Below are 19,848 nucleotides of genomic sequence, written 5' to 3' on the forward strand. Positions count from 1 at the left end.
TATTTTCGCCGATAGTTATCGGGAAACATCACTGTTTACTTGTAATTTCACGGAATAACTAAAGTTAGTTTTGCCATGTATCTAAACAGGAAATAAAAGTGTTCAAGATTCTATCATTGAACCACAAAAATAAAAGATGCTGATTGGTGAATATATGTGCAAACGAACCTGTTAATGCCGCATTTGAAGCCTTATACTTGCCGAAACTTGTTTGGAGTCAGCACTTTGCAACAAAACGTAGATTATACAGAAATACAAAAATTTGCCGATTTAGCCAGTAGATGGTGGGATTTGGAAGGTGAATTTAAGCCTTTACACGACATAAACCCGCTGCGTCTATCTTTTATTATGGAGCAAACGAATGGACTCCACGGGTTGCAGACGCTTGATATTGGATGTGGCGGCGGTATTTTATCTGAAGCTATGGCCAAGGCAGGAGCGAGTGTTACGGGCATTGATATGGGTGCCGAGCCTCTTGAAGTAGCGCGTTTACACTCACTGGAATCGGGGACCACAGTTGATTATCAGCAAAGTGCTGCGGAAGAATTTGCCGAAACACAGCCGAATAAGTTTGATGTCGTCACTTGCCTGGAAATGTTAGAGCATGTACCGGAGCCCGCTTCGGTGGTAGCCGCCTGCGCTACATTGGTTAAACCCGGTGGTTGGGTGTTCTTCTCCACGTTGAATAGAAACATTAAGTCCTGGTCCATGGCGGTTGTTGCAGCAGAATACGTTATGGGAATGGTTCCTAAAGGCACTCATGATTACAAGAAGTTCATTAAACCCTCTGAACTACTCAATTGGGCTGATGCAAACGGATTGCAGGCCAGGAAAATGACGGGCCTACATTACAACCCTCTATCCAAAACCTACTTTTTGTCCGATCGCAATGTCGATGTTAATTACATTGTAGGCTGCAGAAAGCTGTGATTGCGCCTAAAGCCATTCTTTTTGATCTAGACGGAACTCTCCTGGATACTGCGCCTGATTTAGGTGCGGCATTAAACTTTGTTCTAGAGCGACACGGATTTCCCGCTAAAAGTTATCAAGAGTACCGAGTAGAATCTTCCAATGGTGCGCTCGGGTTGTTGAAAATGGGCATGGGGGAAAAGTTTGAAAAATATGATGCTGAAGTCTTAAGAGCGGCATTGTTGCAATACTACCAAGCTAATATCTGTCGAAATACACGCCCCTTTGAAGGCATAGTAGACCTGATCAACCACCTTGATAAAAATAGAATTCCATGGGGAATTATTACCAATAAACCGGGTTTCCTAACGGAACCTTTATTGACTCATATTCCTGAATTCAAACATTGCCGGGTGTGTTATTCGGGAGATACTTTCGAGCAGCGCAAGCCCCATCCTGAACCTTTACTCAAAGCAGCTGAAAAACTATCAATCGAAGCAGAAAACATCTGGTATGTCGGAGATGCAAAACGCGATATGGAAGCTGCCCGAGCCGCGCACATGGTTCCCGTATTAGCCCGATACGGCTATTTAACAGAGGCAGAATTACAGCAAAATTGGGATGTCGATATTACAGTGGATAGTGCCAGAGAGATAATGCTATTGCTTAATGAAAACGCTTTCGGTTAATTAACCTTCCCATTTAAACTGTGCCAATTTTGTCAATAAAGTACTTAGATCGCTTCAATCTAAACGAAGCGATTTTATTACTATTTAATTTATGCTGAATTAACATTGTAATAATCCAGTTGAAATTCCAAACAGACCGGAGAGTATTAAGCTATGAAGTTAGCTTACACTAACCGAAAAAAGCAGCGGTGAATAAAGCAGCAGGCGCCCCTATATCTTGGGTTGAAAAGCGAATAAAACCCCTTTATCTTGTGTCTCAAGGATGACAACGACACATCCTTAATTGGGGAATGGCGAGTCGAGTTCTGGCTTACAAGTGGACCTTAGAGTGCTTCTCAGGCCGGGACATAATGTGTTATCAACTATTTTCACATCATCGAATTCGCAGAAACATATAATAATAACAGTGGCAGCATTATGAATAATACTTTATACGTCACCAAGCGTAATGGTGAGCGTGAGCCTATTGATCTGGATAAAATTCACCGTGTTCTTGATTGGGCAGCGAAAGGGCTGACCAACGTCTCCGTATCTCAAGTGGAGATAAAAGCACACATTCAGTTTTACGATGGAATTAAAACAGAAGACATTCATGAGACATTGATCAAATCAGCAGCCGATCTGATTTCGACCGACAGTCCTGATTATCAATATTTTGCTGCCCGCCTGGCAATCTTTCATTTGCGCAAGCGTGCCTATGGCCAATTTGAGCCACCAACGTTGCTACAGCACGTAAAGAAAATGGTGGAAATGGGCAAATATGATGCGCATCTTTTAGAAGATTTCAGTGCATCAGAATTCGAGTTAATGGACGAGTACATTGATCATTGGCGCGATATGGACTTCAGTTACGCCGCAGTGAAACAACTGGAAGGCAAATACCTGGTACAAAACCGGGTAACCGGTGATATTTATGAAAGCGCTCAGTTTTTATATATTCTGGTGGCGGCTTGTTTGTTTGCTAAGTACCCCACTGAAACACGGATGAGTTACATCAAGCGTTTTTATGATGCTACATCCAAATTCAAGATTTCGCTGCCAACCCCCATCATGGCTGGCGTTAGAACCCCTACTCGTCAATTTAGCTCTTGTGTATTAATTGAAACCGGCGATAGCCTCGATTCAATTAACGCTACTGCAAGCGCAATTGTTAAATATGTAAGCCAACGCGCAGGTATCGGCGTAAATGCCGGTAACATTCGCGCTTTAGGTAGTCCGATTAGAGGTGGAGAAGCTTACCACACAGGCTGCATACCATTTTACAAATACTTCCAAACTGCCGTGAAAAGCTGCTCTCAAGGTGGTGTAAGAGGTGGTGCAGCCACACTTTTCTATCCCCTGTGGCACATGGAGGTAGAGTCCTTATTAGCACTTAAAAATAACCGAGGTGTTGAAGAGAACCGCGTTCGACATCTGGATTATGGCGTACAGTTCAATAAAACCATGTACCAACGTTTGATTAAAGACGGTCATATTACCTTGTTTAGCCCTTCTGATGTGCCGGGCCTGTACGATGCCTTCTTTGCGGATCAAGATAAGTTTGAGGCGCTATATACTCAATACGAGCAAGACCCCAGTATCCGTAAAAAGCAAATCAAAGCACTGGAACTGTTTAGTTTATTTATGCAAGAACGCGCCAGTACAGGCCGTATCTATTTGCAAAATGTTGATCACTGTAATACCCACAGTCCGTTTGATGCCAAGGTTGCTCCGGTTAAACAAAGTAACTTATGTCTAGAAATTGCACTGCCAACTAAACCGTTGTCTCATGTTAATGATGAAGAAGGTGAAATTGCGCTATGTACCCTGTCCGCTTTCAACTTGGGCGCTATCGAGTCTCCGGAAGATTTCAAAGAGCTTTCTGAGTTAGCGGTTAGAGCATTGGACAGCTTGCTGGATTATCAAGATTACCCGGTGCCGGCGGCGTACAACGCAACTATGGGACGCAGAACGCTGGGTATCGGCGTAATCAACTTTGCTTACTACCTTGCTAAACACGGCGTGCGTTATTCAGACGGCAGTGCCAATAATCTGGTGCACGAGACCTTTGAAGCTATGCAATATTATTTGCTGAAAGCTTCCGTTGAGCTGGCAAAGGAAAAAGGCGCCTGTCCTAAGTTTAATGAAACCACTTATGCCCAAGGTGTATTGCCCATTGATACCTACAAAAAGGATCTAGACGCTATTTGCACCTCAGATCTGAAACTGGACTGGGAATCTCTTCGAGCAGAAATTCAACAACATGGATTGCGTAACTCTACGCTGTCGGCCTTGATGCCATCTGAGACCTCGTCTCAGATCTCTAATGCCACTAATGGCATTGAGCCTCCGCGTGGTCATATTAGCGTAAAAGCCAGTAAAGACGGCGTTTTGAAGCAAGTTGTACCCGAGTATCAGAAACTCAAAGATAACTATGAATTGTTATGGGATATCCCTTCAAACGATGGTTATCTGCAGTTGGTGGCCATTATTCAGAAGTTTATCGACCAAACGATATCCGCTAACACAAACTATGATCCAGGCAAATTCGAAGGCGGAAAAGTGCCCATGAAATTGTTGATCAAAGATTTGCTTACCGCGTATAAATTAGGTGTAAAAACACTTTACTATCACAACACCAGAGACGGTGCAGGTGATGAGTCTAGCCAAGCAGAAGCTACTAAAACTGCAGCCAGACCCGCTGTAGAAGAAGTGGTAGAAGAGCAAGATGATGATTGCGCTGGCGGCGCCTGTAAAATTTAATGATGCGAAGGGGCTAGTCCCCTTTCATCTGATTCAGACTATTACTTAAAATTAAAAAAATGAAATACACAACCTTCAATCACAAAACCACCAATCCATTGAGTGAACCCATGTTTTTTGGTCATCCGGTCAACGTTGCCCGATATGACCAACAAAAACACCCTATTTTTGAAAAGCTGATTGAAAAACAAATCAGCTTTTTTTGGCGTCCGGAGGAAGTGGATGTAAGTAAGGATAGAATAGACTTTCAGGGATTGAGCGAATCTGAAAAACACATTTTTGTTTCCAATCTGAAATACCAAACACTGCTAGATTCAGTGCAGGGCAGAAGCCCTAACATTGCTTTTCTACCTATAGTGTCTTTACCAGAACTGGAAACCTGGATTGAGACTTGGTCTTTTTATGAGACCATCCATTCACGTTCCTATACACATATTTTGCGTAACTTGTTCTCGGACCCCAGCGATGTGTTCGAAGATATCGTGGTAAACGAGGAGATAAAACGTCGCGCGACGGACATCTCTAAATATTATGACGATTTGATCTTTGCCACCCAATTGTGGCAGTCACAGGGGGAAGGTACTCATGTAGTACGTGGCGAAAAACACGTTATCAACATGCGTGAATTAAAGAAAAAACTGTATTTATGCATGAACTCGGTTAACGCGTTAGAAGCTATCCGCTTTTACGTATCCTTTGCTTGTACATTTGCTTTCGCTGAACGCGAATTAATGGAGGGGAACTCCAAGATCATCCGTCTCATTGCTCGCGATGAAAATCTACACCTGACATCCACCCAGCACATACTCAATTTATGGGCTCGTGGTAAAGATGACCCAGAAATGGCCGAGATTGCGGAAGAATTAAAAGATGAGGCCGAAGCAATCTTCTTAAAAGCCGTAGAGCAAGAAAAGCAGTGGGCTCATTATTTGTTCAAAAATGGCTCTATGATTGGCCTGAACGAAGAAATACTGTGCCAATATGTAGAGTTTATCGCTAATCACAGAATGGCGGCCATCGGCTTAGGGCAGCCATATGATGTTCAGAGTAATCCACTACCCTGGATGAATAACTATCTCAATTCCGATAACGTACAAGTTGCTCCGCAAGAAGCTGAGATAAGCTCTTACCTGGTTGGTCAGATTGACAGTGAAGTAAATGCGGATGATTTTGGCGATTTTGATCTATAAGCAGATCAATTCGCTATTATGAATGAAACAGAAACGTTACGCATAACCATTGAAGGTGACGGAACAATAGAGCAAAAAAGCGATTCCTCAATGTTGGAATCGCTTGAGGCACATGGTATTGAAGTGCATTACCACTGCCGGGAAGGGTTTTGTGGTGCCTGTCGAACAAAATTGTTGAGCGGCAAGGTTACCTATCTCACCGACCCACTTGCATTTATTGATGATGATGAAATTCTTCCCTGTTGCTGTAAAGCTGACCAAGATGTTTGCATCAAACTACTTTAATGCAGACAAAGCACAAACAAAAAAGCCATCGTTAAAGATGGCTTTTTTGTATTGCTATAAGGACATTTTAGTCCAGTACCACGCCCAAGCGACCAGCGACTTCTTCATAAGCCTCAACTACGCCGCCTAAACCTTGTCTGAATCTATCCTTATCCAGTTTCTCACGGGTTTCTTTATCCCATAATCGGCAGCCATCTGGGGTGAATTCATCACCCAGAACTATCTCACCATTGAAAACACCAAACTCTAGTTTGTAGTCTACCAATAGCATACCGGCTTCATCAAACAAGGCTTTTAAAACCGTATTGACTTTGAAAGTCAGCTCTTTCATTTTATCGATTTGCTCTTGTGTAGCCCACCCGAATGATAAAACGTGATATTCATTAACCATTGGATCATGCAATTCGTCATTCTTTAGAAAGAATTCAAAAGTGGGCGGATCGAGCTCTTTTCCTTCCTCAACCCCTAAGCGACGAACGATAGAGCCTGCTGCGATATTCCTGACAACACATTCTACTGGGATCATATCGAGCTTTTTAACGAGAGATTCGTTATCAGACAATAGTGCTTCCACTTGAGTGGGTATTCCCGCTTCCTCTAACCGCGACATAATGAAATGGTTAAATTTGTTATTTACCATCCCTTTGCGAGCCAGCTGTTCGATTTTCTGACCGTCAAAAGCAGAAGTATCGTTTCTGAATTCCAACACCAGTTTTTCGGCGTCATCAGTCAAGTAAACAGTCTTCGCTTTGCCTCTGTAAAGTTCTTTGGTTTTTTGCATGATAGCTCTTCAAGATTAAATATCTAAATCATCAGTTGTCATTACACGCTCAAAAGCGGGATAAACATCACTGATCGTGCTTGCAGATAAGGGCTCATTTTCTGAGTCTCTTATCGAAATACTGGTCTTTGCTCCCTGCTCTTTTACAATTATCCGATAATCCGCTTCTTCTAACATGAGTTCGCTGTCTGAGCTGAACAGGCTGCTCCACCATCCCTCGTCTACACCGGCATAAGTAACAAATATGAGCCCTGTAGACTTATCGAGGTCTTTCACGTTAAAGCCGAGTTTACGCAGAACTAATAGCAATCTCGGCCAGGTTATCTCATAGTTAGCGTCAACAAGATATGCCGCTTCACCATCAGCATTGAACCCTAGCTCTAGTGGCACTCCTGTGCGGATTTGTCGAGCTTTGCGCAGGTTAGACAACTTCAATTGTGTCTCGTAATGACTGAGCACATCGTTAAGAATGTCGACTTCATTTTTTCTTGCTTGATGTTGAGAAATATCAGCAATCACATCATTGTTCACCGTTTCCAGATAATCCACCAGTTTTACAAACAATGTCGCGGACCGGCCGTGAGATTTAACATCAAGTTCAAATTCAAAACGTTGACCGACTGTACGCTCGGTTTTAGTCCAGCTATACCAGGCACTATCACCGTCATCTTCAATAATCATCCAATCGGTTTTCAAACGCTGATTCTGTTTATCAAAATCAACGACTGCGATACCACGCTCATCCAGATAGCTGATCAATGAGTTCCAGATAGCGGTGTCCAGCGGAACATCATCCTTAACCTGGTCAAATTGCACTATCGCCTCGCGCGAGCCTTCTAAAATTCGAGAGCCTGATACAATTGGCAGTACCAAGCGAGGTGAACTAATATCTAACTCCCCGCCGACCTTTCCACTCTCCGCATTCGCGCCCACTTCTGGGATTGCATAGTCATCCTCAAACTTTGGCACCGCTTTGCCTTCGGGTAACACCAATTGCTTTGCTTGTTTGGTTGCCAGGTGCGGGTGTGAAGGATCTACGCTTTGTTCTTCTTGCCACAAGGCGCAACCGCTTAAACTGGCACTGAGGCCTATTGCGGCTAACCAAATTCGTGTTCGTAATACTTCCATTAAATCAACGCCATCTCTTGTAATAATTCTTCCAGACTTGCCTGACTTTCTTTGTCTGGCTCCACCATAGGCAATCTTAAATGCGGTGTTTGCATCAACCCCATCTTGTAAAGTGCCCATTTTGGCATAACAGGATTAGGTTCGATAAACAATTTGCGATGAAGTTCCGCGATGGATGCATCTATTTCCATTGCCAAGGTTCTATTGCCTGATGTGGCAGCAATGCAAAGCTCTGACATCAGTTTAGGCACGATATTCGCTGTAACGGAAATTACACCATGGCCACCATTGAGCATAAACTCGCACCCGGTAGGATCATCACCACTAAGCAAAGAGAAATCATCGGATAAACCCGCTTTTAATTCTTCTAAACGATTTAAGTCGCCAGTAGCGTCCTTCAAAGCAACTATGTTTTGGTGCTCTGCCAGAACGAAAACAGATTCTGAACTCAGATCGGCAACAGTTCGTCCCGGTACATTGTAAAGAATAACAGGCACATCGGCGGCATCTGCAATCGCGGTAAAGTGCTGAATCATACCTCGTTGCTGCGGTTTATTGTAATACGGAACCACACTCAACATGCCAGAAATACCCACTGACTGCATCAGATCCCCTAATTCGACGGCTTCTGAGGTGGAGTTTGCCCCTGTACCCGCAATAACCGGAATTTTGCCCTCTGCAAATTCAACCGTTTTTTCAACCACAGAAACGTGTTCGGATACTGGCAGCGTAGCCGACTCTCCAGTTGTCCCTACGGAAACAATGGCATCAGTGCCATTAGCAATGTGGAATTGCACTAGTTTTTGCAATGACGCATAATCGACGTCACCATTTGGTAACATAGGCGTTGCCAACGCTACAATACTGCCTTTTATCATATGGGCTCCCAGAAAAATAGCGCTTAATGGTAAAGACCTAAGCCATTAAAAACAAGGTATCCGCGAGTTTTATCTGGCAACAAAATAAAAACATCAGAGCGATTCAGGAAAACTGTATGAAACATCAGCTAATTGTTACATTTCTCGGTGCTGATAAAGCCGGGATATTAGGTGAAATTGCCTCTTTGGCTTGTTCCCTAAATTGTAACATCTTAGACAGTCGATTAGCGCATTATGGACAAGACTTTTCTTTCAATATGATTTTAGAAGGCTCTTTGCCTGCTATAACAAAAGCAGAACTTAATTTGCCTTCATTAGCACATAAACTTGATCTGTTATGTATGGTAAAGCGTACCAAGCACCACACTAAACAGCATCTCGTGCATCTTGCTGATGTGGAATTTAACGGCTGTGACGCAGTGGGTATAATTAAAGATATGGCGACCCTGTTTACCCATCACGGTATTCACATAAACGCATTTCGTCAAAAAACCGTTGAGGTTACCCCAGAGGAAGTGCGGGTTGAATGTAAAATGGTGGTGAGCATGCCGCAAGAGCTATCAATCGAAACAATTGAACCCCTCTATAACGACTTTATAGAGCAGCACAATTTGCAAGGTTCATTCAAAGAAAAACATTAGGAAAAAGCATGAACATTATCTCAGAGGGACAACCCGTTCCCCACTTTACCGCGCTTGACCAAAATGGTGAGACTGTTGATTCTTCAAACTTTAAAGGCAACAAGACACTTGTATACTTTTACCCTAAGGCCATGACGCCGGGTTGCACTGTTCAAGCTCAAGGGCTAAGAGACAGTAAAGCTGAGTTAGACGCTAAAGGTGTCAAAGTTTATGGGATAAGTATCGATCCGGTGAAACGATTAGGAAAATTTATCGAGCGAGACGAACTCAACTTCGATCTGCTTTCTGATGAAGAGCACAGTGTCGCGGATAAATTCGGCGTCTGGGGTCCTAAAAAGTTTATGGGCAGAGAGTTCGATGGCCTGCATCGCATTAGTTTCTTAATAAACGAAGACGGTGTGATCGAAAAAGTGTTTAACAAGTTTAAAACCAAAGACCATCATCAGGTGGTATTGGATTACCTGAACGCTTAATTTTTATTAAGTAATAAAAAGCCGAATCTTATGATTCGGCTTTTTCCGTTTCTGCGCTCAGTACCGGTGAAGACCAGGCATTAGCTAATGCTTTCACAAGTGTTGCCAGTGGGATAGCAAAAAACACTCCCCAAAAGCCCCACAAGCCACCAAAGAACAATACCGCAATGATGATGTACAGTGGATGCAGGCTAACCGCCTCAGAAAACAAAATCGGAACCAAAACGTTGCCATCCAGCACCTGGATAATGCCATAGGCTATCATCACGTACCAAAATTCCGGACTAATTCCCCATTGAAATAAAGCCACCACAGCGATCGGTATCGTTACCACAGCGGCACCAATAAATGGAATGAGCACAGAAAAACCCACCAAAACGCCAAGTAATACGGCATAGCGCAAGTCCATCAGCAGGAAAGTAACAACGGAAACGGTACCAACGATGATTATTTCTATCACTTTGCCCCGGATATAATTAATAATCTGTTGATTCATTTCTTGTCCCACTTGTACGATGAGACGTCTTTGAGTGGGTAAAATCTGGGAAATTTGGGCCACTAATTGCTCTTTATCTTTCAGCATGAAAAACACCATTAGTGGCACCAATATGAGATAAATCAGCAATGCCGCAAAGCCAAATATTGAGCTGAAAGATGCTGAAATAATACGCTCTCCAAGAGAAACTAGCTTTTCATCGACACCCACTAATAAATTTTGAATTTGGTCGTTTTTCACCATTGTGGGATAGGCCTCTGGGAGCCCTGTTAGCCACACTTGGGCCTTCTCCCAAATTGCAGGTAGCTCAGCAATTAAGTTTACACTTTGTTGCCAAATAGTGGGCACTAGCCCCAACATAACGAGGAATGAAACTCCAACAAAGGTTAACAAAACAAGGGTACTGCCCCAATTCCTTGGCATATTCATTTGTTCCAGTTTTGCTACGGGCCAGTCTAATAAATAAGCCAAGACAACAGCGACGATAACAGGGGTTACCATGCCTCCCCACACCAACAGAAAAACGCCGGAAATGACCAATAAAAGCAATAACATAGCAGCGTCTGGATCGGAGAACTTCCTCTCATACCAACGACCAAAGACACTAAACATATTCCGCTTTCCTTAAATTATGAATTTTCGAAGCATATTAGCAGAGGTAATCTGTTAAAACGAGATTTGCATGATATAGTCGGACTTTATCAGGAATACTTGTCAATCTTAGGAAGTTAGTGTGAGCGAGCGAGTCACCTTAAAGTCGATTACTCAAGAAAAGAAAAATCAAAATTGGGGTGAAATACCACCTTTTTTTCATTTGGTGTCCAACTCCATTGCTGAGGTGGAAGGAATGAACGTGCACGGCTTTGACAACGCTTTTAAGCAGATTGTCAAACGTTCCAATTGGAATTTAAGACGCTTAGGCGGTGAGGAACAACTCAGTGGTAAAATCGTTGTAGAGCGCAAACCGAAGTTAGTGATACATCGCCGTTTCGTAGGTAACAATTACGAAATCCATTGCATGCCTGAAATAGACGATGAACCAGTTGTGCTATACACCAAAAATAATGTCAATATCGACTTTAAGGTATGGGATCCCAGTACCATGCAATGTCTGATCAAACTACCGGATTTTATCGAGTTTATCCGCTATGCCTATACCCGTGGTGATGACATAGATAAGAAGTTGGTGCGCTATGCGTCGTTGACCATAGACAATATTTTAAAGGACCTTGCAACTGAAATAGATATCATTGGTCTAAAAGGATACTCCATAAAGCACATTATCGAGCGGATTGAAGAAGAAGGCTCCACCGCCTGAAAAGTAACTTGTCAACCAAACGCGTTGTTCATCGTTTAATAAACGCTAGTTTTCCATTTACAGAAGTACATTAATGTCCCTATGATGAAAATTTACTGTTTCCTTTTATCCTTTTTATTTACCACGGTTGCCGCACAAACCAGTTCAGATAGAAATTCCCTCCCTGAGATTGGCGTAGTCGCTTCGGACGCAATCAGCATAGCGAAGGAAATGGAAATCGGTGAAATCATGATGCGCCAGCTACGAAGTCAGAGTCCAATAATTTCTGACCCCGTGCTTGATGAGTATATCAATGATATCGGTAATCGACTGGTGGTAAACGCTGAAAACGTCAAGTTTCCTTTTGAATTTTTTTTAATAAACAATAGAGATATTAACGCATTCGCCTTTTTTGGTGGGCATGTTGGTGTGCATACAGGATTAATTTATCAAGCTGATAATGAAAGCGAACTCGCCTCAGTATTGGCCCACGAGATCAGTCACGTTACACAACGACACATTGCAAGAAGAATAGCAGCACAGAGTAAGGCTGCCCCCTTGGCTTTGGCCAGTATGCTGGGCGGCATCTTATTAGCGATGGTAGACCCCGAAGCGGGTGTTGCCGCTATTTCAGCTTCACAAGCGGCCTCATCGCAGTTTGGGATTAACTATACGCGCTCAAACGAGCAAGAAGCCGACCGGGTGGGTTTTGATATGCTGGACAGAAGCGGTTTTGACGTTTCTGGCGCTGCTTCATTCTTCGGCAAGTTAGTAGAGAAAAGTCGTGGACAATCTAAACAGTTAGCCTTCTTACAAACTCACCCATTGCCAGAGTCTCGAGTTTCTGATGCTCGCTCGAGACAAGCCTATTACCGCAGCAAGAACTTGGCACCAAACTTGTCATTTCATCTGGTAAAAGCCAGAATTCAGGCGCGCTATATGTACGATCCAGAGTATAATATTGCTGATTTTCATGCCGCACTAAAAAGTACTCAAGGTACGATACAAAGAGGCAAACGTTATGGACTCGCCCTTTCCTACCTTGCCAATGAGCAGCCTCTAATGGCGGAAAAAACACTGGAACCCCTACTCAAAGAGGAACCTGAAAATTTGTTTTATATCGATTTAGCAACTGACATCGCTTTAGAGCTAAAACGTTATGATATTGCTATCAATAACTTGCAAAACTTATCAAACAAGATCCCCAGAAACCAGGTTATCAGTCTCAATCTGGCTAATGCGCTAATTAAAAAAGGCGACTACGCTAATGCCACAGAAGTGTTAAGTGACTACTTATTAGTTGATCCCGACCATGCATTGAGTTACCAGCTATTAATAGATGCCCTGAGAAACCTGCGCTCCTTCTTGCAAATGCACCAAGCTAAAGCAGAATACCTGGTATTATTAGCGGCCCATCCCAATGCCATTGATGAGTTACACACCGCCTATAATTTTGCTAAGGATAATAATCTTGAGCAACAGCGAATCAGAGCCAGAATTGAACAACTTAGACAACAGGAAAAGCGTATCAAGTCACTGTAGTTGTTTGATTGCCTGCACAATACTGGATTTGGTTTGCTCTCCCATTAAGCGTTCACGTACTTTACCTTGAGTATCGATGATATAAGTAGCAGGTAACGCGGAGGGTTTTTGCATAGGTAGTTGAGGCTGTAATTCTGCACTGATTATCGGAAATTGCATGTCATATTTTTTGCGAATATTCTGCATTTGAGCATCATTTTCACCGTCATAACTAATTGCAAAAAGCTTAAAGCCCGAATCACGATAGAAGGAGTTCAGCTCTGGTACTTCTTTCAGGCAAGGTGCACACCATTCAGCGAAATAGTTAACCACCACCCATTGTCCCTGTAATTCCCGCCAAGACCATGTCTCGCCATCGATGGTTTTAAAATCTGACTTTTGATTTTGAAACATAACCACACCCGCCACCATAGCTATTATCCCGGCGACAAGGATAAGAATATTTTTATTCAATGCTGATCCCTTTGAACTTTCTCGTTAAAATAACTTATAAGCAATTAATACCACTTGGTATAACAAGGATTAGCATGTCAAAAGTTACTATTTTACACAACCCAAGATGCAGCAAAAGTAGACAAACACTAGCTCTGCTGGAAGACAAAGGCATAACAGCAGAAGTGATCGAATACTTGAAAGAGCCACTGACAGCAGAACAACTCACGGTTTTAAAATTCAAATTAGGACTGGATTCGTTTTTGGCTATGATGCGCACTAAAGAAGCTGAATTCGCAGAAGCCGGGTTGAGCAAAACCACTTCCACTGAAGAACAATTGCTAGATGCGATTGTGCAATATCCAAAATTGTTAGAACGCCCTGTGGTGATCACAGAACAAGCGGCTCGTATCGGTAGACCACCTGAGCAAGTTTTAGATCTATTCTGATGAGCTATATTCTGGTCCTTTATTATAGTCAACACGGCGCAACCAAAAAGCTTGCAGAAAGAATCGCTATGGGGATCGAAAGTGAAAACCTCGAAGCACGAGTAAGAACTGTAAGCACAGAGCACCCTAGTGTTCATCACTCCGTTGTCAGTGAACAGGACCTGGAGCAGTGCATTGGACTGGCTCTGGGTAGCCCTACCCGTTTTGGACAGATGGCGTGGCGTCTGCAAAAGTTTATGCAAAATACATCCGCACAATGGTTAAAGGGGGTATTGGAAGATAAGCCTGCTATCGTTTTTACCTCCAGCTCATCTATGCACGGGGGCCAAGAATCCACGCTTTTAAGTATGGCATTACCACTGCTGCATCATGGCATGTTACTTAGTGGTATCCCCTACTCTGCACCCGAATTACATCAAACTACAACTGGCGGTTCACCTTATGGTGCTAGTCATGTTGTGCAAAACGAATACGCTGACAAACTTAGCGATGATGAAAAAAAACTCGCTTTCGAGTCTGGTAAACGCTTAGCCAGACTGGCGCGCAAACTAAAAGAGTAAACAATGTCTGAAACTCCAACGTTAGTACCTATGTCTCCACGAACAAAACTATACCGACACCTGGCCCTTACAGGTTATTTCGGTTTGTTTTTATGGACTATTATCTGGCACTTCTTCGTTAGTAAAGAATACTCAACCATTTTTATATTTTTGTTTTGGGTTCTGCCTTTACTTTTTCCCTTGAGAGGCTTAATAAAAGGCACACCATACACATATGCCTGGGCTAATTTTGTTGTAATGATTTACTTTTTGCACGGTCTAACAGCTATATACACAGACGATGTCTGGTGGTATGCCGCTATCGAGTTACTTTTTGCAACACTTATGTTCATTGGCTGCTGCTATTATGCTCGTAGCAGAGGGCGAGAACTCGGCCTTAAACTTAAAAAGCTATCTGAATTAACCTAGCCAGATAAAGGAAACCGCTGAATGAAACTTATACCTTACATCTCCGCATTGTTATTACTTTCAGCTTGTGGTGGTTCCGGTGGAGGTAGTACCAGCACACCTCCGGTACAGAATCCGCCTCCGGTTACTCCCGTTTCTTTGAGCATCGAGGGTGATACCGAAGTCTCGACTCAACAATCAGTGGCCTTGATTGCAATGCTTGACACTGACGGCGCCAGTTATAGCTATTCATGGCAGCAAGTATCAGGGGATCCGATCAACCTGCTTACAACAGATAGCCAGGTACTGAGCTTTGATGCGCCGGCAGCAGGCGAATACGGCTTTCAGGTAAATGTTTCTGACGCCACAGGCGCAACTTTATTTAGCGAAACTCAAACCTTGACAGTATCCGCTGAAGAAGCGAGTGCCACAGTCAGGTTAGATCATGCGGTTTCTGAAACTGCAAAGGTATCATTGCGTGCAGATGCGCTTCCAGAGCAATCGATTACCAGCATCAGTTGGCAACAAATAGCAGGTGTTAATGTACCTCAATCAAATTTTTCTGAGAGTTCTGACGAAAACTTCTTGTTTTTTGACGCGCCCTCTGTGAGCTCAGATCAACTTCTACAGTTTCGCGCCACCATGACTTTAGATAATGGTGAAAATATCAGCGATGATGTCTACGTCTTGGTTAAAAATGTTACGAGCAGCGAAGATGGCTTCTTCCCTGATTCTGCAGGTCGCATTATCACCACAGAAATGCGTCCCTATAATGCAAATTCGCCCTATGCCCAAGCACTAGAAAACTGCGTGTATAACAACACAGTTAGCAATTCATGTCGTTTCTCTACCCTCCCCCTAATTGGGCAGGAAACCCTTAATCCCGGTATTGACGATATCATGGACAGAGTTTATGTATCACACCAATGGATGGGTGACCGACTCAAAGACTACCTTGAAAACTCTGTTGCTGCTGAAGATATGTTGGCGTTATTTAGAGGGGTTACTGCCATCGTGATCTCTTACGAAGTTCGTCCGTCTTTTTATTGGGTGGCCACGGGCGCGATTTACCTCGATGCAAATAACTTTTGGGTAACTCCTCAGGAACGCGACACCCTTAACGATCAACCGGATTTTCGCAGTGCCTTTGGCAACGATCTTCAATTTTTCATGCCATGGCGTTATGTAAAAGATGGTGAGAGTTACTTAAGTCGTGCCAATTATCCGCAATCACAGCGTTTATCTCGCTCCTTTGCAGATGTTGAGGCTGATATTACCTGGTTGTTGTATCACGAGTTGGCCCATGCCAATGACTTTTTCCCACCTGATCGCTGGGCCAGCATTCCATTGAGCTCTGATCCTATTAGTTACTTTAACCTGATGCCTGCTGATTCCAGCAGCTTCTCCCAATTGTATCCGCTGAACTCCGAAGAACTCAGAGCTCTGGCACAGGTGAGCTTCGCAGGTGAAACTGCAACAACGGCTCAGCGCAACACCACAGATCAACAAGCGGCTGACTTGTTCTCCCAAGATAACGCAGCAATGTATTACAGCTATCTAACAGTGAGAGAGGATTATGCAACTTTATTTGAGCGGTTCATGATGGCTTATCGCTTTGGCGCTGAAGCTGATACTGCAGTGATGAAAGTAGTGAGCGACAATCCTGATTTACTCGTGACTTGGGGACAGCGCTCCAGAATTAGCGACAATAAGTTAACCAGTAGAACCAGACAAGTGGTGCGCAATATTTATCCATCCATTGATGTGGATGCCATCCAGCCGACGTTACCAGAAGCCAAACTAATGGTATCGGGAGCAAGCTGGCAAGAAAACCTGATGTTGCCGGGAGAGCGCGCAGGCAAAAGTTCAGGTATGGTGGACGCTAAAGATCCTCTGTCTCAGGGTGTTATGCCAGATTACATGCTGCACTATCAACACCAGGGCAGACCTGAGCTCAAAAGCAAAGACTAATTTATTTCCAATACTTCCTTGGCAAAAGGGATCGTGAGTTTACGTTTGGCCTGTAAGGAACTTTCATCGAGTTTCTTCATGGCCTGCGTTAAAGAATGTAAATCACGCGGCAACCGGGTTATCAGAAAATTAGCCAGTTCTTCTGTCATTTGCAATCCGGCATTAAATGCCAAAGCTTTGAGTAACTCTAATCGTTGCGGGTCATTGATTGGCGTAATGCTCATACATTGCCCCCAAACAAGTCTTGAGGCTAAATCTGGCAGCCTGAAGGACATAAGTTTTGGCATTTTTTGAGCGGTTAATATGATTTGCACACTGCCTTTTTCCAAGATTCGGTTTATCAAATCAAATACCGCGATCTCCCACTCCTTGTTCAGCAAAATGGCATCGATATTGTCAATACACACCAAATCACAGTTCTCCAAACCTTCCATCATGTCTGGTGTCAGAACATCTGCGGTATCTAAATCCACGTATACGGCAATCTGCTGATTGTCATTAGCAAGGTTACAGCACGCATTGAGTAAGTGAGTTTTTCCATCACCACTGCCACCAGTTACAAAGGTAATTACAGACTCTGCAACGTTTCCTAAGGATATTGCGCTTAAGTGTTCCACCAACTCTTCATTGCCATCAAGAATGAAATTGTCGAAGGTATGAAACTCAGAACTAGCGAAAGGTAAAGCGAGCTGCCCGGTTACTGTAGCCATAAAAACTCCATGTCATCGGTGACTCGACCAAAAGCATCAGTTTTTTGGGTAATTTTGGCATCCAGTTGTAAGGTATTAAGTAAATCGCTTTGTTGTCCGATTAATTCCAATCGGAATCTGGCAACTTGCCCGGAGATCTCCAGTAATTTAACGCTGTTTACCATCGCCAAAGAAGAGAGAAAACGTGTAACAGTAACGTACGATTCCAGAGAATCCAGATTAATGATTTTCATTTCCACATTAGTTTGAGTTAACTCTCCAGTAGCCTCAACTGCGTACTGCTCTGCAAGTCTATCAGCAATCATGTCTACGAACTTTTGTAATACCTCAGTTTCGCTTGCAGCAAACCAGGTTCCTTCCTCAATGAGATCATTGTTGAGAAGTTGCCAATCTAACTGCCAAGCCATTTGTAACGGCACTTCTTGCTCAGCCAAAGACATTTTGCGCCGGTCGTATATCCTCGCTGACACGAGATTATCATTAGGGTAGCGTTGGCTCGCTTGCTTAATGACGGTATCAAAACGTCCCCATACATCAAATACGTGCACCAGCTCTGCATCCTCAATATCCATCAGAGGAAAACTAATGGGAATACCTCTGGAATCGGCCATAGCGTCGATTTTTTGCTTAACAGGGCCTACGGATGTGGCAGAAACAATAGCCCTGTCACCATCTTCCTCCAGATATGCCATCCACATTAGGGTATCTGGTCTTCTTTTTCCCCACACAGGTCGACCTGATTGAGTCAGCAATTGATTGATCTTATCTTCATCGAAACTGGCGATCATAAAACTACCATCGGCGGTACTTTCGAACCGAAACGATTGAATGAGATCTCTGGCTGAGTTCCTCATCGCAATAATTTCAGGCGTCGTAACAGTTTCCTGGCTACCACTCACTTTAATCAAAACCTGATTAAAACTGTTTCTAATGGCGTCGTTTTGTGCTGCTACTGTTTGGCTCGCTACCAAGACCTTGGTCTCGTAGAGATTGTCAATTACAGCTGCCCTCGCCAGCATTGGCAAAGTGAACAACAACGCGAAGCACAGATTTCTCATTAGCAAAGGTTCAGACATCCTTTTATTGGAATTACGGTTATTCTCGCGGAATATGAGTTAAAGATCATCCCTCAGTTTACATATTCCATTCGATTGCTCATTTTCAAAGCAATTCGCTGCGACAAATCGGTATTCAAAATGCACTTAAATTGATAACATTAGCGCCAATTTTTTCTACATCCAGAGTATCCGTTTTGAGCAAAGAATCCTTAAGTTATAAAGATGCAGGTGTTGATATCGATGCAGGTAATGAACTTGTTGAGAGAATTAAATCTGTTACGAAAAAAACCCACCGTCCCGAAGTTATGGGTGGCTTAGGTGGTTTTGGTGCACTTTGCTCTATTCCTCAGAAATACAAGAACCCACTGTTAGTCTCCGGTACCGACGGTGTTGGCACCAAGCTCAGACTGGCAATGGACCTCAACAAACATGACAGTATCGGCATCGATCTCGTAGCTATGTGTGTTAATGACCTCATTGTACAAGGAGCAGAGCCGTTATTCTTTCTGGATTATTACGCCACGGGCAAGTTAGATGTAGACATTGCTACAGAAGTTGTCACCGGCATTGGAACCGGCTGTGAATTATCCGGCTGTGCCTTGATTGGTGGCGAAACGGCTGAGATGCCGGGTATGTATCACGGCAATGACTATGACGTAGCAGGGTTTTGTGTTGGCGTGGTAGAAAAGGACGATGTTATCGATGGTAGCAAAGTAGCACCTGGCGATAAACTGATTGCACTTGCCTCTAGTGGTCCGCACTCCAACGGTTTTTCATTAATTCGAAAGATCCTGGAAGTGAGCCAATCTGATACCTCAGAAATGCTACAAGACAAAAGCGTCGCAGATCACCTATTAGAGCCCACCCGAATCTACGTTAAAAATACCTTAACTGTACTGCAAAAATACCAAGTTAACGCCATTTCTCATATTACTGGCGGTGGTTTTTGGGAGAACATCCCAAGGGTATTGCCTGATGATGCGAAAGCAGTCATTGATGAGAACTCATGGCAATGGCCCGCTATCTTCAGCTGGTTGCAAGAAAAAGGCAATGTGGAAACCCATGAGATGTACAGAACCTTTAACTGTGGTGTAGGCTTATTACTGGCGGTTCCTGCAGAGCAAGCCGAGCAAGTAGTGAATGCCTTCTCAGAACTGGGTGAAAAAGCCTGGGCAATTGGTGAAGTGGAAAAAAGAGAAGCCAGTGACGCTCAGGTAGTTATCCGCTGAG

The 19,848-nt window shown here is 43.5% G+C and carries 21 protein-coding genes; 14 read left to right on the forward strand and 7 right to left on the reverse strand.

Annotated elements, in window-relative coordinates; all coding sequences use genetic code 11:
• Positions 1–225: 225 nt before the first annotated feature.
• The 5 genes from ubiG to yfaE all read left to right on the forward strand — a co-directional run bounded on the left by ubiG (position 226) and on the right by yfaE (position 5,815).
• Positions 226–930 (forward strand): bifunctional 2-polyprenyl-6-hydroxyphenol methylase/3-demethylubiquinol 3-O-methyltransferase UbiG, encoded by a 705-nt coding sequence (gene ubiG, locus AABA75_RS11105; RefSeq protein WP_425325573.1) that lies wholly within the window; start codon positions 226–228, stop codon positions 928–930.
• Positions 927–1,598: an HAD family hydrolase gene (locus AABA75_RS11110; protein WP_338292673.1), complete on the forward strand. Its 672-nt coding sequence runs from the start codon at positions 927–929 to the stop codon at positions 1,596–1,598. Before ubiG ends, AABA75_RS11110 begins: the two co-directional genes overlap by 4 nt.
• 417 nt (positions 1,599–2,015) lie before the next feature.
• Positions 2,016–4,340: a class 1a ribonucleoside-diphosphate reductase subunit alpha gene (gene nrdA / locus AABA75_RS11115; protein WP_338292674.1), complete on the forward strand. Its 2,325-nt coding sequence runs from the start codon at positions 2,016–2,018 to the stop codon at positions 4,338–4,340.
• Positions 4,341–4,399: 59 nt separating this feature from the next.
• Positions 4,400–5,530, forward strand: a complete 1,131-nt coding sequence (gene nrdB / locus AABA75_RS11120) for a class Ia ribonucleoside-diphosphate reductase subunit beta (RefSeq protein ID WP_338292675.1) — start codon at positions 4,400–4,402, stop codon at positions 5,528–5,530.
• A gap of 15 nt (positions 5,531–5,545) precedes the next feature.
• On the forward strand, positions 5,546–5,815 hold the full coding sequence (gene yfaE / locus AABA75_RS11125; RefSeq protein WP_338294842.1) for a class I ribonucleotide reductase maintenance protein YfaE: 270 nt from the start codon (positions 5,546–5,548) through the stop codon (positions 5,813–5,815).
• Between the two features lie 67 nt (positions 5,816–5,882).
• Here the strand turns inward: yfaE and purC are convergent, their stop codons facing one another.
• The 3 genes from purC to dapA are packed head-to-tail and all read right to left on the reverse strand — an operon-like array spanning position 5,883 to position 8,602.
• On the reverse strand, positions 5,883–6,596 hold the full coding sequence (gene purC / locus AABA75_RS11130) for a phosphoribosylaminoimidazolesuccinocarboxamide synthase (protein WP_338292676.1): 714 nt from the start codon (positions 6,594–6,596) through the stop codon (positions 5,883–5,885).
• 15 nt (positions 6,597–6,611) lie between these two features.
• Positions 6,612–7,724: an outer membrane protein assembly factor BamC gene (bamC, locus tag AABA75_RS11135; RefSeq protein ID WP_338292677.1), complete on the reverse strand. Its 1,113-nt coding sequence runs from the start codon at positions 7,722–7,724 to the stop codon at positions 6,612–6,614.
• Positions 7,724–8,602 (reverse strand): 4-hydroxy-tetrahydrodipicolinate synthase, encoded by an 879-nt coding sequence (gene dapA, locus AABA75_RS11140; protein WP_338292678.1) that lies wholly within the window; start codon positions 8,600–8,602, stop codon positions 7,724–7,726. The genes bamC and dapA overlap by 1 nt, the downstream gene beginning before the upstream one ends.
• Positions 8,603–8,718: 116 nt before the next feature.
• Here dapA and AABA75_RS11145 point away from each other — a divergent pair, with 116 nt between their 5' ends.
• Positions 8,719–9,243 (forward strand): glycine cleavage system protein R, encoded by a 525-nt coding sequence (locus AABA75_RS11145; RefSeq protein WP_338292679.1) that lies wholly within the window; start codon positions 8,719–8,721, stop codon positions 9,241–9,243.
• An 8-nt stretch (positions 9,244–9,251) separates the two neighbouring features.
• Complete coding sequence (bcp, locus tag AABA75_RS11150) at positions 9,252–9,716, forward strand: thioredoxin-dependent thiol peroxidase (protein WP_338292680.1); 465 nt, start codon at positions 9,252–9,254, stop codon at positions 9,714–9,716.
• 28 nt (positions 9,717–9,744) lie between these two features.
• Here bcp and AABA75_RS11155 read toward each other — a convergent pair whose 3' ends face one another.
• Positions 9,745–10,824 carry an AI-2E family transporter gene (locus AABA75_RS11155; RefSeq protein WP_338292681.1) on the reverse strand — a complete coding sequence of 360 codons (1,080 nt, stop codon included), beginning with the start codon at positions 10,822–10,824 and terminating at the stop codon, positions 9,745–9,747.
• 121 nt (positions 10,825–10,945) lie between these two features.
• Here AABA75_RS11155 and AABA75_RS11160 point away from each other — a divergent pair, with 121 nt between their 5' ends.
• Positions 10,946–11,530, forward strand: a complete 585-nt coding sequence (locus tag AABA75_RS11160) for a hypothetical protein (RefSeq protein WP_338292682.1) — start codon at positions 10,946–10,948, stop codon at positions 11,528–11,530.
• An 81-nt stretch (positions 11,531–11,611) separates the two neighbouring features.
• On the forward strand, positions 11,612–13,051 hold the full coding sequence (locus tag AABA75_RS11165) for a M48 family metalloprotease (RefSeq protein WP_338292683.1): 1,440 nt from the start codon (positions 11,612–11,614) through the stop codon (positions 13,049–13,051).
• Here the strand turns inward: AABA75_RS11165 and AABA75_RS11170 are convergent.
• The gene (locus AABA75_RS11170; protein ID WP_338292684.1) at positions 13,043–13,504 is read right to left on the reverse strand and encodes a TlpA disulfide reductase family protein; all 462 of its coding nucleotides are present in this window, start codon (positions 13,502–13,504) and stop codon (positions 13,043–13,045) included. The two genes, AABA75_RS11165 and AABA75_RS11170, sit on opposite strands and share 9 nt — an antisense overlap.
• Before the next feature lie 74 nt (positions 13,505–13,578).
• On the opposite strand from AABA75_RS11170, the gene arsC reads away from it, so the two are divergent.
• Genes arsC through AABA75_RS11190 form a run of 4 tightly spaced genes read left to right on the forward strand, consistent with a single transcriptional unit; the run spans position 13,579 to position 16,850 of the window.
• On the forward strand, positions 13,579–13,932 hold the full coding sequence (gene arsC, locus AABA75_RS11175; protein WP_338292685.1) for an arsenate reductase (glutaredoxin): 354 nt from the start codon (positions 13,579–13,581) through the stop codon (positions 13,930–13,932).
• Complete coding sequence (locus AABA75_RS11180) at positions 13,932–14,492, forward strand: flavodoxin domain-containing protein (protein WP_338292686.1); 561 nt, start codon at positions 13,932–13,934, stop codon at positions 14,490–14,492. Before arsC ends, AABA75_RS11180 begins: the two co-directional genes overlap by 1 nt.
• A 30-nt stretch (positions 14,493–14,522) precedes the next feature.
• Positions 14,523–14,900 carry a DUF2069 domain-containing protein gene (locus tag AABA75_RS11185; RefSeq protein WP_338294843.1) on the forward strand — a complete coding sequence of 126 codons (378 nt, stop codon included), beginning with the start codon at positions 14,523–14,525 and terminating at the stop codon, positions 14,898–14,900.
• A gap of 21 nt (positions 14,901–14,921) precedes the next feature.
• A complete protein-coding gene (locus AABA75_RS11190; RefSeq protein ID WP_338292687.1) occupies positions 14,922–16,850 on the forward strand; it encodes a PKD domain-containing protein in 1,929 nt (642 codons plus the stop codon).
• Here AABA75_RS11190 and hda read toward each other — a convergent pair.
• Together hda and AABA75_RS11200 are read right to left on the reverse strand one after the other, a co-directional pair.
• Positions 16,847–17,560, reverse strand: a complete 714-nt coding sequence (gene hda / locus AABA75_RS11195; RefSeq protein WP_338292688.1) for a DnaA regulatory inactivator Hda — start codon at positions 17,558–17,560, stop codon at positions 16,847–16,849. The genes AABA75_RS11190 and hda overlap by 4 nt on opposite strands.
• The gene (locus tag AABA75_RS11200; protein ID WP_338294844.1) at positions 17,548–18,618 is read right to left on the reverse strand and encodes a DUF2066 domain-containing protein; all 1,071 of its coding nucleotides are present in this window, start codon (positions 18,616–18,618) and stop codon (positions 17,548–17,550) included. The genes hda and AABA75_RS11200 overlap by 13 nt, the downstream gene beginning before the upstream one ends.
• A 194-nt stretch (positions 18,619–18,812) precedes the next feature.
• Here AABA75_RS11200 and purM point away from each other — a divergent pair, with 194 nt between their 5' ends.
• Positions 18,813–19,847 (forward strand): phosphoribosylformylglycinamidine cyclo-ligase, encoded by a 1,035-nt coding sequence (gene purM, locus AABA75_RS11205; protein ID WP_338292689.1) that lies wholly within the window; start codon positions 18,813–18,815, stop codon positions 19,845–19,847.
• Position 19,848: the final 1 nt, after the last annotated feature.

Source organism: Planctobacterium marinum (assembly GCF_036322805.1).
Classification (GTDB): Bacteria; Pseudomonadota; Gammaproteobacteria; order Enterobacterales; family Alteromonadaceae; genus Planctobacterium; species Planctobacterium marinum_A.

Coding starts and splice junctions, on each gene's coding strand:
- nrdA (WP_338292674.1), top strand. CDS start 2,016: ATGAATAATACTTTATACGTCACCAAGCGTAATGGTGAGCGTGAGCCT.
- nrdB (WP_338292675.1), top strand. CDS start 4,400: ATGAAATACACAACCTTCAATCACAAAACCACCAATCCATTGAGTGAA.
- purC (WP_338292676.1), bottom strand. CDS start 6,596: ATGCAAAAAACCAAAGAACTTTACAGAGGCAAAGCGAAGACTGTTTAC.
- bamC (WP_338292677.1), bottom strand. CDS start 7,724: ATGGAAGTATTACGAACACGAATTTGGTTAGCCGCAATAGGCCTCAGT.
- dapA (WP_338292678.1), bottom strand. CDS start 8,602: ATGATAAAAGGCAGTATTGTAGCGTTGGCAACGCCTATGTTACCAAAT.
- AABA75_RS11145 (WP_338292679.1), top strand. CDS start 8,719: ATGAAACATCAGCTAATTGTTACATTTCTCGGTGCTGATAAAGCCGGG.
- bcp (WP_338292680.1), top strand. CDS start 9,252: ATGAACATTATCTCAGAGGGACAACCCGTTCCCCACTTTACCGCGCTT.
- AABA75_RS11155 (WP_338292681.1), bottom strand. CDS start 10,824: ATGTTTAGTGTCTTTGGTCGTTGGTATGAGAGGAAGTTCTCCGATCCA.
- AABA75_RS11165 (WP_338292683.1), top strand. CDS start 11,612: ATGATGAAAATTTACTGTTTCCTTTTATCCTTTTTATTTACCACGGTT.
- arsC (WP_338292685.1), top strand. CDS start 13,579: ATGTCAAAAGTTACTATTTTACACAACCCAAGATGCAGCAAAAGTAGA.
- AABA75_RS11180 (WP_338292686.1), top strand. CDS start 13,932: ATGAGCTATATTCTGGTCCTTTATTATAGTCAACACGGCGCAACCAAA.
- AABA75_RS11185 (WP_338294843.1), top strand. CDS start 14,523: ATGTCTCCACGAACAAAACTATACCGACACCTGGCCCTTACAGGTTAT.
- AABA75_RS11190 (WP_338292687.1), top strand. CDS start 14,922: ATGAAACTTATACCTTACATCTCCGCATTGTTATTACTTTCAGCTTGT.
- hda (WP_338292688.1), bottom strand. CDS start 17,560: ATGGCTACAGTAACCGGGCAGCTCGCTTTACCTTTCGCTAGTTCTGAG.
- AABA75_RS11200 (WP_338294844.1), bottom strand. CDS start 18,618: ATGAGAAATCTGTGCTTCGCGTTGTTGTTCACTTTGCCAATGCTGGCG.